The following is a 14,976-nucleotide window of genomic DNA, read 5'->3' as shown; positions in this document are numbered from 1 at the left end:
GACAATCTTTGATTGCGAATATCGCGTGCAAATATCTCCTTTGAGGGGATGATTGTGATGGCTCTATTTCAAATTGCTGCCATCGGATCCTATTTGGAAATCCCTGGCAGGTTGCAAGACCAAGTCAAACTTTACAACGCTGTTCGCGACTGCTCGGGCTCATCGACCCGCGAGCAGAAGTTCTGCAGCACGAGACTATCCTCTACCGATTTCCTGTCGTGCCTTGATCGTCGCATCACCATTAAGGTCCGTCGGACACAAATTACGTCCCGGCACAGCTCCTTTTCAGCCGCCGGGTGAAATGGTCGAAATCTGTCACATGGGACGTCAACCGTGGTGATCAGGAAGGGATTCGATCATGTCCGCCATAGTCGACATGCTTTTTCGCGAATACTGCCGTGCGCGTCTCATCGAAATGCGAAAGCAACTTTTGATACGGGGCGTCGGCGACATAACCTTGCAAGTGCCTTGGGAGGACGATGATCCTGCCGACCCTGGCGCTCAGAGGAGCAGCTGGGCGACCAAAGAGCCCCCATCATCCAACGGGTAGCTGGCGCGCGTTATCGACCCCATGAGTGCGAGCGCGCGCAGACAGGCCGGCAGATGGATGATCGAACTCACACCTCGACGCGATGGTTCGGCGAAACTCCGCCGGAGTTCAAAGCGGCTGGCCGCGATCTGCGTATCGACATCTGTCGCGGGATCGCGTTATGGTGGATCTTTCTCGATCACGTTCCCAATAACATCGGGAGCTGGCTGACACCGCGCAACTACGGCTTCTGCGATGCCGCCGAGATCTTCATGTTCCTCTCGGGCGCGACCTGCGCACTCGCCTACGGCAGGGCACGGGAGCGCGAGGGCTGGAGCGGCATGATTGGCCGTTCGCTGCGGCGAGGATGGGACATCTATGCGGCGTTTCTGCTGCTCACGCTCGCTTGCGTCGTCCTCGTCTACCTTGCGGGCAGCGATGATCTCGCCGACGAGAGCAATACGCGAATTCTGCTCGAGCATCCGGGCGCCACGCTTGCGCACGCCGCAATCCTGCAATACCGGCCCGTCAATACCGACGTCTTGCCGGTTTTTGTGATTTTTCACGTGCTGTTCCCGCCGCTGCTATGGCTGCTGCTGCGAGTACCGAACGTGACGCTGGGAGCGTCCCTGTTGCTGTACGCGCTCGTGCACGTCTTCGGTTGGAGTGTGCCAGCCTGGCCCAATGGCGTCTGGTTCTTTAATCCGCTGGCTTGGCAGCTTCTGATCGTGCTGGGCGCATGGTGCGTCGTTGAGGGAGGGAAATTCCGGCCATGGATGATGTCGCGCCCGGCGCTTGTTCTTGCCGTTCTCTATCTGATTTTCGGCCTGGTCCTTGCACAGAGTTGGAGCATCAAGCCGCTGGTCCCGCAAACTTTGAAGGATCTGGTGTTTCCATTGGATAAATCGAATCTCAGTCCGATAAGGCTGCTGCATTTTGTGGCTCTTGCAATTGTGGTGCTGCGATTCATTCCTCAGAATTGGGGAGCGCTATCAACGCCGGCGCTGAGCTGCGCAAGGTGGTGTGGCGAGAATTCGCTGCCGATCTATTGTCTCGGCGTCCTTCTGGCGCTCGCTAGCCACCTTACGCTGCTCGACCTCTCCGAGGGGCTTGCGATGCAGATCGTGGTCAGTTTTGCCGGAGTCCTGATGATGATCGTCGCCGCGCGGCTACTGAACGCGATCAGCCTCAAGCGCGAGCGGAAGTCAGGGTGGACGCAGTCGATCGAGAAAGTTCCGCCGGTTCGCTAAAACTGTAGGCTAAACTGGTAGATTGCGTGGAGCACGGCGAGCGGCTCTTGGTCCATCAGCGAAGTGGCGACACCTTTCATTGAGGTCCACTTGGTGGGGTAGAGCGGACTGACTTTGTTCACTCTGATTGCTTCGCATTTTGACCCAACTGAGACATTGGCGGTCGACTGCGCAACGGCTTTGAATCCGGTTTCAGCCCTACCCGAATATTCGCTTTAGCCGCTAAGGCTGGTGGAAGGGCTGCGCGCTCAACGTTTCGGGGTGCACCCGCGGATGTGGTCAAAGCCTTGCTTGATTGCGGCGAAGCGCGCTTCGATCATCGGCTCAAATTCGAGGTCGGTGGAGATATATGGCAAGTCCTTTTCGACGCCTTCGCGGACGAGTTCACCGACATAGTTGGGTTCTATGCCCAGAGAGATGCGTTCCCGGAGCATATTGATCCCGTCGGCACGTGGGCCCGAAGTCGGCAGGGCGGGGAGCTCCCCCTCGAAGCGCTTGGGGAGATTGCGTCTCGAGTTCATGATTTGAGTGCGGATGATCCCTGGACACAGCACCGATACGCCAATCCCTCGGGGCGCGAGTTCACGCCGCAGGCCCTCGGACAGCGCGACAACGCCATACTTGGAGACGTTGTATGCATTGCTCTCCCCCGAAATGAGGCCAGCGATCGAGGCTGTGGAGACGATGTGTCCACCCTCGCCATGCTGCTCGATCAACGGCCCGAAAATCTCGATCCCCCAAATGGTCGCCATCAGGTTGACGCCCATGGTCCAACTCCACGACGCCTCGGTCCAGGCGCCATAAGGCCCACCGCCGCCAACGCCCGCGTTGTTGACGATGATATGCACCTTGCCATAGCGGGCAGTCGTGGCTTCGGCGGCCGCCACGAGTTCGGCTTTGAGTGAAACGTCCGCTTTCACGCCGTCGACATCGACGTTGGTGAGCCTCAGTTGCTCGAGCGCTGCGGACAGAGCCGCTTCTTCAATGTCGCAAAGCATAACTTTCGCCCCCGCTTGGGCGAAGGCGGTCGCGATCCCCAGTCCAATGCCTGACGCTGCACCGGTCACGAACACAGTCTTTCCAGCGAGTTCCTTCACGCGCATTCTCCTCGTGCAAGCGGACACCCTCGCGCCAAAACGCCAAGTGTCCCCGGACGCCATATGACCGCGCTTTCGAGCGATTGGGAAGCGTGCCGGATGTCCGTTCGTGTCCCACTGTAGACGACTTCGCCAGGGTCACCTGTTTCACTCTCCCTCAAGCCAAATTCCTGCGTCGCTGAGAGCTTCTAAAATGCGTTCAATGTCTTCGAGATCTGGCTCACGGCCACATAGTTGGTTCAGCTCATCAAAGGTAATCTTGCCGTTCCGTTCACCAATTTCGATAGCTCGCCGAATGATGTCCGGCACGTTCATGTTACTCTCCCTTTTGTAGCCTCCACTATACGGGGAGAGAGTCGGTTTGGCGCACCGGGAGGGAACAGTGACCTATGACGAGATCGCCGGGGGCGCCGAGCTTGTAAGGTGGTTTGGCCAGGTGCCGACCTTTCACGACGCCGAAATCCTCAGCCTGAACCTGCGCCGCAAAGGGCAAAGCACCCTTTGTCTCCATGGTTGGATTGGCACAGGTGAAGTGGGGCAGGACGGCTACTACGTGCTCGATCGGCACGCCATCGTGACGTTCATGCTCACCGAGGTCGTGGATCTGAAGCTCGACGGTTTCAGCCACCAGAATGTCATTGGCGGGCTGGTGTTGCGGCGTGCACCTGATCGCGCAGATCGTTACGGCTGCTTTAGTCCGCTTCCGCAAGACATTGAGGTCGAGCTTGAGCCTTGCTACGGCCTCGACGGCTTCATCCGGGCGCGCTCGGTTTCCATAGAATTCAAGCCAGGCAAGCCGAGCGGTCAGGACGACTGATGACTGCTCGTGGCCTATCGCTGACGTCGAGCGACCAAGCGTCAACGTCGTCTCCTATGTGCGTAGCGGGGCGTGTCGCCATGAGCGCTGGTTTCAGAGCCTGAGCGGTCGCGCGGGTATGCCGTCAGCGGCTAGTCACCTGCCGAAAAACCATCGCCTCCAGAGTGATGATCGCTTCCGCCATCTATCGACGGGCCGGGGCCATCAACATCAGCCCCGAGGCCGGACGCCTTCTTTCGACGGGGCCATGCCAACGCCATTCCACCGGCAACAATCAGGAACAACACGATCACCGCTATCCAGTGAGAGATCATGCTTTGACCGAGGCTTCAATCGGTTTCAAAAACTCTTCAATCTCGCGAGCGGCTCCTCCTATGTCCAGGTCAACGTTCAGAAAGCTCGTAACGGCATCTTCGCTATCGGTCATTGTGTGCTCGCTCAAGGCTTGCCGTTCTCGCGCAGATCGTTGCCGCGCTTAATCTCCTGCGTGAGATTGTCGAAGACCCCGCCCGTGGCACGCAATCGCGCCACAGCCGAGCACGAGCGGAAGGAAAGATACAATCAAGCTCACCTACCAAGGGACGTCGTTGCCCATAATCCAAAAACCCCGCCGATTGTCTCGGGACCTTCATTGCACAATGCAACCTATGATAACTGGTGAGATTTATGCACTACCCTCAAGATTTGTTGGTTAAGCAATCCTGATGACAAGGATGTCCGCGGGCGCGGTCATCCTGGGAGCTCTCGGCTCCTACACCATGGCCTGGAGCATCGGCGTGGCGCTGGGCTTGGCGGGCGGCATCATCCAGGCTGCGTTCGCGCTGATCCGGCCGTCGCAGCCGCCGTCACCGGTGCTGCGGACGCCGTGCTGCGTGGTCGTGATGGCCGCTTGTGGACTCGTTTCGGACACGGACTAAGAGAGCCTAGGCAAAGAAGGGGTGCGGAGCGTCTCCCGTTCCTTTCGCCTTCATAACCGCAACGCACTCATCGATCTGCTGGTCGGACATGTTTAGTCCGAATTCGCCGCGCAGCACGTCCCTAAACTCCCTTTCGGTCGCCAACCAGCGTTTCTCCGCGTGCCCGTCTGCGTCGCGCACGGTGACGCGCGCGTTGTACATAGTGATCCGGCTCCTGTTCGGTCCCGGCTTTGCCACGATGATGTTGCCTTGGTAGGGCGTATCCGGATGGGTCGCAGTGTACCAGTTGGTAATCTCGTATTCGCCATCGTAGCGGGGATAAGGAATGACCCGGTAGATGTGCTGCCAGCCATGCTTGAGCCGCGCCTGGAGCGTCAGCTCGCCGCCAATATCAATGAAACGCATGACCTCGTGGGGCGTCTCTTGTTCGACCTGCGGCACGAGCACGAGCGCGCAGGTAGGGGCGAGGTTGCCGAAGCCGACATCCGCCAGATAAGTCCCCTCCGGCAACTCCACTTTCAACAGCATGTGGATGGCTGGGCGCGGTGCGTCGATCTCCAGCCCGCGCACGACGCGCCCTTGCAGGCTTGTGATCCTGTAGCCGAGCGACCGAAGTCCGGCTCGGAAGAGCATGTTTTGTTCAAAGCAGTATCCGCCACGCCCGCTGGCAATCATCTTCTGCTGGAGCGTAGGGATGTCGAGCTTTGGCGGACGTCCCAGCATAATATCGAGCGTTTCATAGGGGATTGAATGCGAGTGTCTGAAAATAAGCTGATTCAGAGTCTCAAGCGTTGGTGTGAGCGGCCCAGCATAGCCGATGCGTGCAAGCCAGGCTTTTTGATCGAGTTGTGTGCCGAGCATCTCACGCGCTCCGGGCGTCCAGGACGCCCATATTGCCATTTTTCGGCTCGGTATCCCACAGAAGTCTCGGGTACGATGATTTGGTCCGATTAGAGTTTCGAGGATGGCAGCGGTTCGCCCTGAGCCGACATCAGTCTACTTGCACCGGCGTCCCCTTATCGGATGCGCGCACGCGCCCGAGGTGATGCGACCATTGGCGGGTGCTCTACGACGCGCTCGGCTCCTACACGATGGCCTGGCGCATCGGCATCGGGCTCGGCCTTGCCGGCGGCATCATCCAGGTCGCGTTCGCGCTGATCCGGCCGTCACAGCCGCCGGTGCTGCGCACGGCGCTTCGGGGCGCGCTGTCACGAGCGTCGGCACCCGAGGCGTCTCCTCCGGCAGAACGGGGAGCATGAGGACCTGAGGAGGGGCACGAGTTGGCCGTGACGCGTAAGGTGTCCTGGAAAGTTCGAGACGCCATCTCGACGGCGCCTCGAATCCAACCGAGTCATCTGGCCATCCGTTCGGACGTCCACCTGGTCCGGTGACTTGCGGCTTTGCGTTACCTGCAAATATGGCGGTTGCCGTCCCACCCGAGGTAGGTGCTCGTTGCCGGATCGTAGGATCGATAACGCTCCGCGCAGGAACGTGAAGCGGTGCCATCCGCGCGAGCCATGGCGCTGTCCGCGCCTTGCGCAGGGGCTGCGCCATCCGGCAATTCGAGGCCCAGCCGACCGGCCGGCGTCAGCGTGCCGTTCAGGTTGCGATTGGGGTTCTCGGCCTCATACGTATCGGGATGGCTGCTCGCAAAGCCGGATTGCGCGTAGGCGGCGCTTGCGGTCAGGCCCGACAACAAAGCCACGGCAGCGAGAATTTTAAGTCCAGTCATGATCCATCTCCATCATTGCCCGGTGCAATCGTGCTGCCGGTGCGACAGGAGTTGGATCGACATCTGCGCTGAACAAGCTCGCTATGATCCCATACGCGCGACCTGGCGCGATCTCGTCGTTCAAATACAGAAAGAATCGTTTGCTTGCGGAACGCGAAAGAGTGGTCCACCGCCGCCAGGAGCGCCTGTCCTTGCCCTCGTGCCCCGGGCGCAGCGGAGCGTTACCTCGACGGTGCGCTTGCGCGCGACCGGCGGGCGACGCTGGGCTAGCCGCGGCCAGCGCTGGCCGACATCGGGTCCAAGTTCAACTGAAACAGAAAGCCAGCGGGCGGTATGGACTAGCGACGTCCTGATCGCTTGAGATCGGCGACCTTAAACCTGTTGCCGGCCTGCAGGCTGCTGCAAAACCAGTGGGCCCTGTTTCGGTTTTCGCCCAGGAACACCTTCGTCTCGACGCAATTCTCGTAGGATGTATGGGTGATGGTGTCTCTGCACGTTGGCGAGAAAGGTCCATAGTTCTGGCCGCCGCCCGACTCGCTGCATCCAACCCAGGGTTCTTTGCCCTGTGGGAAGCTTGATGCACAGCCACCGTTGCAGCTGCTGGCGACTTTCTCCAGCGAGGCAATCCTCCCCATCACCGAACCCGGCGCATACGAAGGCGTCCGTGTGGCTGACGATGACGTTTGAGCGGTTGACGCAGTCCGGCGCGGCGCCGTTGTGTTTGCTCTCCGCTCCGACACGTGCGGTTTTGCCACCTGCTTCGGCGCATCGACCGTGACAGGGGGAATCGTGGCGGCGGAGCCAGTCGGGATTTGCGACGCTGCCGGGGCGCACAGCAAGGCAGTTGACAAGACAGCGATGACAGAGGGCACGACAAAGCCTGATGACAATTTCATGAGCATGTCCTTCCCAAATGCGGGACGGAGATGCCGCCCCGGTAAATGCACGGTAACATACATTCCGGATCGGGCAACCGAGGGTTGAGGTGGCGTCTGCCTATAAACTCGCCATCCGCAGAAAGCGCGGCTTCTGCTGAACGACCTGCTTCGTCGCAAAAGCTCCTCGCAACGACGGCGTGGAGAAAGAGCAGCGCGTCAACTTCGGTCTCGTGCCCCGACATGAGAGGGCACAAATAAAAACGGGGCCGTGAGGCCCCGTCAAAAGTCCGTAGCTTATTCCGCGATCTTACTTGATCTTCTTACTTGATCTTGGCTTCGCGGAATTCGACGTGCTTGCGCGCGACCGGATCGTACTTCTTCTTGACCAGCTTGTCGGTCATGGTGCGCGAATTCTTCTTGGCGACGTAATAGAAGCCGGTGTCAGCCGAGGACACGAGCTTGACCTTGATGGTGACCGCTTTGGCCATGTTCAGAACCTCAGGAATGAAGGGAATCTGGAGCCGGCCAAACGGCCCGCGTTGGCCGGCAACCTAGCCAGAAACCGCCTGATGTCAAGGTTTTACACCCGGAAAACCACCCAAAACGGTCCCATTACGCCTCGAAGAACCGGTTTTTCGGCCGCGGCAGGCCCAGATTCTCCCTCAAAGTGGCTCCTTCATACTCTTTGCGGAAAATCCCGCGGCGCTGCAGCTCCGGCACCACCTTGTCGACGAAATCGTCGAGGCCGGCGGGCAGGAACGGGAACATGATGTTGAAGCCGTCGGAGCCGCGCCCGACCAGCCATTCCTCCATCTGGTCGGCGATGGTCTTGGCGGTGCCGACGAAGGACAAACCGCCATAGCCGCCGACGCGCTGGGCGAGCTGGCGCACGGTGAGCTTGTCGCGCCTGGCGAGGTCGACCATACGCTGGCGGCCGCTCTTGCTGGCGTTGGTCTCCGGAATCTCCGGCAGTTGTCCGTCCGGATCGAAGCCTGAGGCGTCCGTGCCGAGGATGACGGAGAGCGAGGCGATGGCGCTGTCGTAATGCACGCGGCTGTCGAGCAGCGCGCGCTTCTCCTTGGCCTCATCGACGCTGTCGCCGACCACGACGAAGGCACCGGGAAGAATCTTGAGATGCTCGGGATCGCGGCCGATCTTCTCCATGCGGCCCTTGATGTCGGCATAGAGTTTTTGGCCGTCGGCGAGGGGGCCGCCGCCGGTGAACACGGCTTCCGCCGTCTCCGCCGCAAGCTGCCTGCCGTCCTCCGATGCGCCGGCCTGCACGATCACCGGCCAGCCCTGCACGGGCCGCGCGATGTTGAGGGGGCCGCGCACCTTCAGATATTTGCCGTTGTGGTCGAGCACGTGCATCTTCGCGGGATCGACGAACAGGCCGCTTTCGACGTCGCGCACGAAGGCGTCGTCGGCGAAGGAATCCCAGAGGCCCGTGACCACGTCGTAGAACTCGCGGGCGCGCTTGTAGCGCTCGGCATGCTCCATGTGGTCATCGAGGCCGAAATTCAGCGCCGCGTCCGGATTCGAGGTGGTGACGATGTTCCAGCCCGCGCGCCCGCCGCTGAGATGGTCGAGCGAGGCGAAGCGGCGCGCCACGTGGTAGGGCTCGTCAAACGTCGTCGAGCCCGTCGCGATCAGGCCGATGCGCTCGGTGACGGCGGACAGCGCCGACAGCAGCGTGAACGGCTCGAACGAGGTCACGGTGTGGCTGCGCTTGAGCGCATTGACCGGCATGTTCAGCACGGCGAGGTGATCGGCCATGAAGAAGGCGTCGAACTTGCCGGCCTCGAGCTTCCTGATCAGCGTCTTGATATGGCCGAAGTTGAAATTGGCGTCCGGCCAGGCGCCGGGATAGCGCCAGGCGCCGGTGTGGATGCTGATCGGGCGCATGAACGCGCCAAGCTTGAGTTGCCGTTGTGCCATCGCCCCGTATCCGTTCTGGGTGTCGTTAGGGAGGACATAGGGACGCCTGGGAACTCCGCCATCGGGGGAGGCGGGAAGATTTTTTCGTTTTTCGCGACGTGCTCAGCATGTTTCCGTCATTCCGGGGCTCGCCGCTCCGCGGCGCCCCGGAATGACAAAGGGGAAGCCATCGAACCGATCCGCCGCTCGCCCCGACCAAGCCAGGACCCCGTGAGGAGACCTTCAATGGCAGGCGCAATGACCGTGGACGGCGGCACCGTTCGCATCGACCGTCCCATGCCCTGGGTCGGCCGGCTATTGTCGCTGCCGCTGCTGGCCGCGAGCGGTTATCTCTTGTGGAATGTCGGCCTCGGCCTGCGCCAGGATTTTTCCGGCTTCGGCCGGCTCGCCGACGACCTCGTGCCGGTGCTGGTGTTCACGGGATTGGGACTGCTCGTCGGCATCCCCGGAATCATCCTGCTGACGTTCCGTACTTTCGTCGTGCTCAACGAGACGTTGCGCCAGATCGTCATCACCAGGCAGTTCGGCCCGCTCAATATTCGCAAGCACCGCGATCTCGCCGACTATCACTTCGTCAGCATCACCGATGACTATGATGCGGATCTGACGACCTACGACGTCAATCTCTGCGGCAACAGGGGCACCGAGCCGATCACGCTCCAGAGCTTCACCAGGCGCGAGGAGGCCGACAGGCTCGCAAGCGAGATCGGCCGCGTCCTCAAGCTGCCGGCGCGCGACTATGTCGGCACCGAGCCTGATGATTCCTGATTAGGTCCAGCCACGGCCTGTTGCTACCCGTTGCGGAAATTGCCATCCTCGCGGCCTCACACCGCAATGGAAGGCCATGACCTCAGCGAATAACTCCATTCCCGCGCTTCTACCGCGCGGCAAGGGCCACCAATTCCTGTTGTATGGCGACTCCTGTTCGGGCGTGCCGGGTGGATTGCACGAAAAGACCTTCGCCTCGGTCAATGCGGTCGTTCAACGCCTGAGACCGCAGCCTGAATTCGTGCTCTTCCCGGGCGATGAAATCATCGGGCTGACGCCGGATCCGGACGCGCTCCGCGCGCAGTGGCGCTATTGGCTGGATACGGAAATGGCATGGCTCGACCGTGCGGCCATTCCGATGTGGCACACAACCGGCAACCACACGACCTACGATTTGATGAGCGAGGCGGTGTTTCGCGCAGTGCTCGCGCTGCCGGAAAATGGGCCGCCGGGACAGGCGGGCCTCTCCTACTTCGTGCGGCGCGGCGACCTCCTGATGGTGTTCGTCAACACGCTCTGGAGCGGCCTGGGAGGTGAGGGCCATGTCGAGCTCGCGTGGCTCGAAACAACGCTCAGAGCGCATGGCGACGCCCGACACAAGCTCGTCCTTGGTCATCACCCGGTGTTTCCCGTCAACGGCTTTACCGGGACGTATCAGCGCGAGATTGGCCACGAATATGCTCGCCCGTTCTGGGACATCCTGGTGAACGAAAACGTGCTTGCCTATCTGTGCAGCCACATCCTCGCCTTCGACGTGCAGGCGCATCGCGGTGTCCTGCAGATCTGCACTGCGGGCGCGGGAACGGCTCACAGGATGCCGGAAGGTGTCGAGTATCTACATTGCGTTCAAGCCGCGCTTGACGAGGAAGGCCTGCGTTATCAGGTGCTCGATGTTGACGGTGCGGTCAGGGAGAAGATGGAATGGCCGCTGCGCGATCCTGATCCCGCCCAGTGGAGGGAGCTGCCGCTCGGGGAAGCCGAAGCGCCGTTCAGCGGATGCGTGGAGAGCGGGCGGCGGATCGAGCTGAGGCTTGTGGGGCAAAGCGCTGCGACCGATATCGCATCAGCCCAGACGATTTTCACGGCCTTCGCGCCTGGTTCGATTGCGCCGTTCTGGCTTGGGCTTCGGGGACCGAGGCAAACCCTGACAGCCATCGTTGCTCGTGAGCCGGGGCGAAGTCCAACCTATTGGTTTGGACCTGATCTTCCGGTGGGCGAGGGTTTCGATCTTCACGTCGCGATCTACCCGGACATGGGCCCGGGCGGTCTCTTGTACCGCCGTCACGATTCCACGCGCTGGTCGTCTTTCACCTCCGCGACGGCGCGAGGGCTGGATCAGCTGGCGTGGCCGCAGCAATGGGCGATCGGCTACGGACAAGGTGGCAGCGAAGACCGCGCCTTCAGAGGTGCCGCGCTGAGTTTGCTGATCGCGTGAACGAGCCTGGAGAGTTCGGCGGCTGGATCAGCCCAAGATATCCTTCTGCATCTTGCCGCCGTAGAAATGGAAGAACGGCACCGGCGCATCGTGGCGGAGCGGGCCGGTGGCAAGGCGCGTGTCGAGCTCGTTGAGCACGTTGCGTGTCATCGGATGCAGATCGGCGAGCGGCTTTGAGCCGAGCTCGACCCAGACCAGCTCGACCAGCTCGGCATCCGCATGGATCACCCCCTCGACGCGGTGGGTGATCGCGGAAGCGTCCGCGGTGAAGAAGCGGGTGTCGAAGCGCTTGACGCGGCCGGGCGGGGTGATCGCGCGTGCGATCAGGAACAGGCTTGAGGGGTCGGGCAGCAGGCCCGCATCCGCGAACGGCTTCCAGGCACCCTCGAGTTTTGCTTTCCCCTCGGTCTTGCGTCCGAGGCAGAGGCCGGTCTCTTCGCAGGCCTCGCGGATTGCGGCAATCGCAAGCGACTTTGCGCGCGAGGCCGGAGTCTTCGGGCTGCCCTTGGCGAGATTGGCTTCCAGCTCGGCGGTGATGGGGGCGGCGACCGGCACGCGGTAATCGTCCTTGTCGACACGACCGCCGGGGAAGACGAACTTTCCGGGCATGAACACCACCTTGTCGTGGCGCTTGCCGACGAGGACTTTTGGAATGCTGCCGCTACGATCGACCAGGATCAGCGTCGCCGCATCGCGTGGGCGGAAATAGGGATGGTGGTCGGCTTCCTTGCCCTCGTGGATCTTGGCCTTCTCGGCTCCCTGCGACATATCCGTCATGTCCTCACCCAAACCGCTTTTTGATTATTTGCTTAGACCGGCGGAATACCATCCGGAGGGTTGTCGTCAAAGCCGTGCATGCGCAGAGCCCATTGCAAGCCGACCACAGCTCCCTTGACCGGCTGGAGCAGCGCGAGCGAGGCGACGAAGGTGAAGGGCAGATAGGCCGCGAAGCTGAGCCAGACCGGCGTGGTGTAGTTGGTCTCGATCCAGAGGATCGTGGGCACCACGATGTGGCCGACGATGACGATCACGAGATAGGCCGGCAGATCGTCGGCGCGGTGCGGCGTGAAGTCGAGGCCGCAGACCGCGCAATTGTCCGCGGTTTTGAGAAAGGCACGGAACAGCTTGCCCTCGCCGCAGCGCGGGCAGCGGCTGCGGAAACCGCGCTTCATGGCCGTCCAGACGTCGCGCTTCTCGACGAGACCGGTCTCGCGCGTCCAGATCTTTGGGGCCGTGCTCGTCGTCACCATGCCTTGCCCTTCTGACCCCCGCCTTTTCCTTTGTTCTTGCCCTTGCCCTTCTTGGGTTTGCCGGACTTTTGCTTCGGCGGCTTGCGTTTTTTATCCGGACTGCGTCCAGGATGTGCCTTGAACGAGGGGCGGCGTTGTGGGCCGGGACGCCTGCGGTCGCGCGGTGCGGTCTCGCTGGAGGACGACAGCAGCTCGAAGCGCAGCGCGCCCGCGATGGGGGCCGCTTCGATCAGGCGGACGTCGACGACGTCGCCGAGTTGATACATGGTGCCGCTGCGCGTGCCGACGAGCGCGTGCCGGCTCTCGTCATAGTTGAAATATTCCGTGCCAAGGGATCGGATCGGGATCAGGCCGTCGGCGCCGGTCTCGGCGAGCTTGACGAACAGGCCGGCGCGGGTGACGCCGGAGACGCGGCCCTGGAAGCTCGCCCCGATGCGGTCGGCGAGGTGATGGGCGATCAGCCGGTCGACGGTCTCGCGCTCCGCCTTCATCGCGCGCCGCTCGGTCACCGAGATATGGGCTGCGACCTCGCCAAGGCTTTCCGGCGTCTCGCTGTCGGGCAGAGCGCCTTCGCCGAGGCCGAGCGCGCGGACCAGCGCGCGGTGCACGACGAGGTCGGCATAGCGGCGGATCGGCGAGGTGAAATGCGCGTAGCGGCGCAGGTTCAGGCCGAAATGACCGTAATTCTCGGACGAGTATTCGGCCTGGGCCTGGGCGCGCAGCACGACCTCGCTCACCAGCGGGAAGTGGTCGTGGCCTTCGAGCTGCGCCAGCACGCGGTTGAACAAAGCGGGCCGCAGCGCGCCGCCTTTCGCGAACGGAACGTCTAGCGTCTCCAGAAACTCCGCGAGTGCGTGGACCTTCTCCAGCGTCGGCTCGTCGTGCACGCGGTAGATCAGCGGGAGCGACTTCTTCTCCAGCATCTCGGCTGCCGCGACGTTGGCGAGGATCATGAACTCCTCGATCAGCTTGTGCGCATCGAGACGTTCAGGCACGACGACGCGATCGACCGTGCCGTCGCTCTTCAAGAGGATCTTACGCTCGGGCAGATCGAGATTGAGCGGATCGCGCTCGTCGCGGGCGCGCTTGGCGCAGGCATAGGCGGCATAGAGCGGCCTCAGGATCGGATCGAGCAGGGGTCCGGTGGTGTCGTCGGGTCGGCCGTCGATCGCGGCCTGCGCCTGCGCATAATTCAGCTTCGCCGCCGAGCGCATCAGGATGCGGTGGAAGCTGTGCGAGCGCTTCCGCCCGTCAGGGCCGAGCACCATCCGCACCGCGAGCGCGCCGCGCGGCTCGCCCGGCACCAGCGAGCAGAGATTGTTGGAGATGCGCTCGGGCAGCATCGGCACGACACGGTCCGGGAAATAGACCGAGTTGCCGCGATCGAGCGCGTCGCGGTCGAGCGCGGTGCCCGGCCGGACGTAGAAGCTCACATCGGCGATGGCGACATCGACGATAAAGCCGCCTCTGTTGTTCGGATCAGGATCGGGCTGCGCATGCACCGCGTCGTCGTGGTCCTTCGCATCCGGCGGATCGATGGTGACGAGCGGCACGTCGCGCCAGTCTTCACGCCCCTTCAGATTGGCCGGCTCTGCCGCTTCGGCTTCACGCTCTGCCGCGGGCCGGAACTGCAGGGGGATGTCGTGCGCGTAGATCGCGATCAGGCTGATCGCCTTCTCCGACTTGACGGAGCCGAGCTTCTCCTTGACCCGGCCGGAGGCCAGCCCAAAGCTGCGAGTGCGGACGATATCGACACTGACGAGGTCGCCATCCTGTGCGCCGTGCGTGTCGGCTGCGGCGATGTTCAGCTCGCGGTCGGCGGACTTCTTTTCGACCGGGACCAGCCGTCCGCCGCCTTCGGGCAGACTGCGGAACACGCCGAGGATGCGGCTCTTCGTCTTGTCGAAGACCTTGATGATGTGGCCGCGATAGGCCGGGCCTTCGTTCTCGTCCGTGCGCTCGACGCGCAGCAGCGCGCGATCGCCGACTCCGGCCGCGGTGCCGGGCTTGGGCCGGCGCGGCATGACGATGAGGATTTTGGGCGGTTCGCCGCTTTCGACCTCGTCCCATTCGGTGGGGGAGGCGATCAGCTCGCCGTCACTGTCACGGCCGGTGATGTCGGCGACCAGCGTCGACGGGAGCGCGTCCGGCTCGGAGACCTTGTGGCGTTTTTTCTTGATGGTGCCGTCGTCGGCGAGCTCGCGCAGCATGCGCTTAAGCTCGATGCGATCGGCGTTCTTCAGGCCGAACTCGCGCGCAATTTCGCGGGTCCCGACCTTTCCGGGATTTGCCTTGATGAAGGCGACGATGGCGCTCCGGTCCGGAAAGCCATGGTCATTCTTGCGTTTCACTTAACCTCTAATTC

13 protein-coding genes and 2 pseudogenes are annotated in these 14,976 nt (G+C 62.1%); 6 read left to right on the top strand and 9 right to left on the bottom strand.

The genetic code is table 11. The features are described 5' to 3' along the window. Positions 1–603 precede the first annotated feature (603 nt). Complete coding sequence (locus ACKWRH_RS25970) at positions 604–1,779, top strand: OpgC family protein (protein ID WP_445215833.1); 1,176 nt, start codon at positions 604–606, stop codon at positions 1,777–1,779. Positions 1,780–2,027: 248 nt separating this feature from the next. Here ACKWRH_RS25970 and ACKWRH_RS25965 read toward each other — a convergent pair whose 3' ends face one another. Both ACKWRH_RS25965 and ACKWRH_RS25960 read right to left on the bottom strand, forming a co-directional pair. Then, positions 2,028–2,882 (bottom strand): SDR family NAD(P)-dependent oxidoreductase, encoded by an 855-nt coding sequence (locus ACKWRH_RS25965; protein ID WP_445215832.1) that lies wholly within the window; start codon positions 2,880–2,882, stop codon positions 2,028–2,030. Between the two features lie 141 nt (positions 2,883–3,023). Continuing rightward, a complete protein-coding gene (locus ACKWRH_RS25960) occupies positions 3,024–3,191 on the bottom strand; it encodes an RNA polymerase sigma factor region1.1 domain-containing protein (RefSeq protein WP_445215831.1) in 168 nt (55 codons plus the stop codon). A gap of 67 nt (positions 3,192–3,258) precedes the next feature. On the opposite strand from ACKWRH_RS25960, the gene ACKWRH_RS25955 reads away from it, so the two are divergent. Continuing rightward, positions 3,259–3,693 carry an Imm50 family immunity protein gene (locus tag ACKWRH_RS25955; RefSeq protein ID WP_445215830.1) on the top strand — a complete coding sequence of 145 codons (435 nt, stop codon included), beginning with the start codon at positions 3,259–3,261 and terminating at the stop codon, positions 3,691–3,693. A gap of 737 nt (positions 3,694–4,430) precedes the next feature. Then, positions 4,431–4,610 (top strand): annotated as a pseudogene (locus tag ACKWRH_RS25950) (hypothetical protein); the annotation flags it as partial. A gap of 6 nt (positions 4,611–4,616) precedes the next feature. On the opposite strand, the gene ACKWRH_RS25945 reads toward ACKWRH_RS25950, so the two are convergent. Continuing rightward, complete coding sequence (locus ACKWRH_RS25945; RefSeq protein ID WP_445215829.1) at positions 4,617–5,471, bottom strand: arylamine N-acetyltransferase family protein; 855 nt, start codon at positions 5,469–5,471, stop codon at positions 4,617–4,619. A gap of 200 nt (positions 5,472–5,671) precedes the next feature. Between ACKWRH_RS25945 and ACKWRH_RS25940 the strand changes: the two are divergent. Beyond that, positions 5,672–5,803 (top strand): annotated as a pseudogene (locus ACKWRH_RS25940) (MFS transporter); the annotation flags it as partial. Positions 5,804–6,015: 212 nt separating this feature from the next. Here ACKWRH_RS25940 and ACKWRH_RS25935 read toward each other — a convergent pair. From ACKWRH_RS25935 to ACKWRH_RS25925, 3 genes are all read right to left on the bottom strand, one after another. Next, on the bottom strand, positions 6,016–6,342 hold the full coding sequence (locus ACKWRH_RS25935; protein ID WP_063982797.1) for a BA14K family protein: 327 nt from the start codon (positions 6,340–6,342) through the stop codon (positions 6,016–6,018). Positions 6,343–7,540: 1,198 nt separating this feature from the next. Further along, positions 7,541–7,708, bottom strand: a complete 168-nt coding sequence (gene rpmG, locus ACKWRH_RS25930) for a 50S ribosomal protein L33 (protein ID WP_007603295.1) — start codon at positions 7,706–7,708, stop codon at positions 7,541–7,543. Between the two features lie 124 nt (positions 7,709–7,832). Continuing rightward, positions 7,833–9,158 carry an LLM class flavin-dependent oxidoreductase gene (locus ACKWRH_RS25925; protein WP_445215828.1) on the bottom strand — a complete coding sequence of 442 codons (1,326 nt, stop codon included), beginning with the start codon at positions 9,156–9,158 and terminating at the stop codon, positions 7,833–7,835. Between the two features lie 225 nt (positions 9,159–9,383). Here ACKWRH_RS25925 and ACKWRH_RS25920 point away from each other — a divergent pair, with 225 nt between their 5' ends. Together ACKWRH_RS25920 and ACKWRH_RS25915 are read left to right on the top strand one after the other, a co-directional pair. Further along, the gene (locus ACKWRH_RS25920; protein ID WP_445215827.1) at positions 9,384–9,926 is read left to right on the top strand and encodes a hypothetical protein; all 543 of its coding nucleotides are present in this window, start codon (positions 9,384–9,386) and stop codon (positions 9,924–9,926) included. Positions 9,927–10,002: 76 nt separating this feature from the next. Beyond that, a complete protein-coding gene (locus tag ACKWRH_RS25915) occupies positions 10,003–11,361 on the top strand; it encodes a metallophosphoesterase family protein (protein ID WP_445215826.1) in 1,359 nt (452 codons plus the stop codon). Positions 11,362–11,388: 27 nt separating this feature from the next. Here the strand turns inward: ACKWRH_RS25915 and ACKWRH_RS25910 are convergent, their stop codons facing one another. Genes ACKWRH_RS25910 through rnr form a run of 3 tightly spaced genes read right to left on the bottom strand, consistent with a single transcriptional unit; the run spans position 11,389 to position 14,962 of the window. Beyond that, a complete protein-coding gene (locus ACKWRH_RS25910) occupies positions 11,389–12,138 on the bottom strand; it encodes an NUDIX hydrolase (RefSeq protein WP_445215825.1) in 750 nt (249 codons plus the stop codon). Between the two features lie 32 nt (positions 12,139–12,170). Beyond that, positions 12,171–12,611, bottom strand: coding sequence for a DUF983 domain-containing protein (locus ACKWRH_RS25905; protein WP_014494700.1), 441 nt, complete (start codon positions 12,609–12,611; stop codon positions 12,171–12,173). Continuing rightward, positions 12,605–14,962 (bottom strand): ribonuclease R, encoded by a 2,358-nt coding sequence (gene rnr, locus ACKWRH_RS25900; protein ID WP_445215824.1) that lies wholly within the window; start codon positions 14,960–14,962, stop codon positions 12,605–12,607. Before rnr ends, ACKWRH_RS25905 begins: the two co-directional genes overlap by 7 nt. Between the last annotated feature and the right edge of the window lie 14 nt (positions 14,963–14,976).

The organism is Bradyrhizobium sp. Pa8 (genome assembly GCF_052588265.1).
This window is presented reverse-complemented; position numbering and strand designations above follow the sequence as displayed.

Excerpts from the sequence above, each read along its gene's own strand:
- ACKWRH_RS25970 (WP_445215833.1), top strand. The coding sequence starts at position 604 with ATGGATGATCGAACTCACACCTCGACGCGATGGTTCGGCGAAACTCCG.
- ACKWRH_RS25965 (WP_445215832.1), bottom strand. The coding sequence starts at position 2,882 with ATGCGCGTGAAGGAACTCGCTGGAAAGACTGTGTTCGTGACCGGTGCA.
- ACKWRH_RS25960 (WP_445215831.1), bottom strand. The coding sequence starts at position 3,191 with ATGAACGTGCCGGACATCATTCGGCGAGCTATCGAAATTGGTGAACGG.
- ACKWRH_RS25945 (WP_445215829.1), bottom strand. The coding sequence starts at position 5,471 with ATGCTCGGCACACAACTCGATCAAAAAGCCTGGCTTGCACGCATCGGC.
- ACKWRH_RS25935 (WP_063982797.1), bottom strand. The coding sequence starts at position 6,342 with ATGACTGGACTTAAAATTCTCGCTGCCGTGGCTTTGTTGTCGGGCCTG.
- rpmG (WP_007603295.1), bottom strand. The coding sequence starts at position 7,708 with ATGGCCAAAGCGGTCACCATCAAGGTCAAGCTCGTGTCCTCGGCTGAC.
- ACKWRH_RS25925 (WP_445215828.1), bottom strand. The coding sequence starts at position 9,158 with ATGGCACAACGGCAACTCAAGCTTGGCGCGTTCATGCGCCCGATCAGC.
- ACKWRH_RS25920 (WP_445215827.1), top strand. The coding sequence starts at position 9,384 with ATGGCAGGCGCAATGACCGTGGACGGCGGCACCGTTCGCATCGACCGT.
- ACKWRH_RS25915 (WP_445215826.1), top strand. The coding sequence starts at position 10,003 with ATGACCTCAGCGAATAACTCCATTCCCGCGCTTCTACCGCGCGGCAAG.
- ACKWRH_RS25910 (WP_445215825.1), bottom strand. The coding sequence starts at position 12,138 with ATGACGGATATGTCGCAGGGAGCCGAGAAGGCCAAGATCCACGAGGGC.
- ACKWRH_RS25905 (WP_014494700.1), bottom strand. The coding sequence starts at position 12,611 with ATGGTGACGACGAGCACGGCCCCAAAGATCTGGACGCGCGAGACCGGT.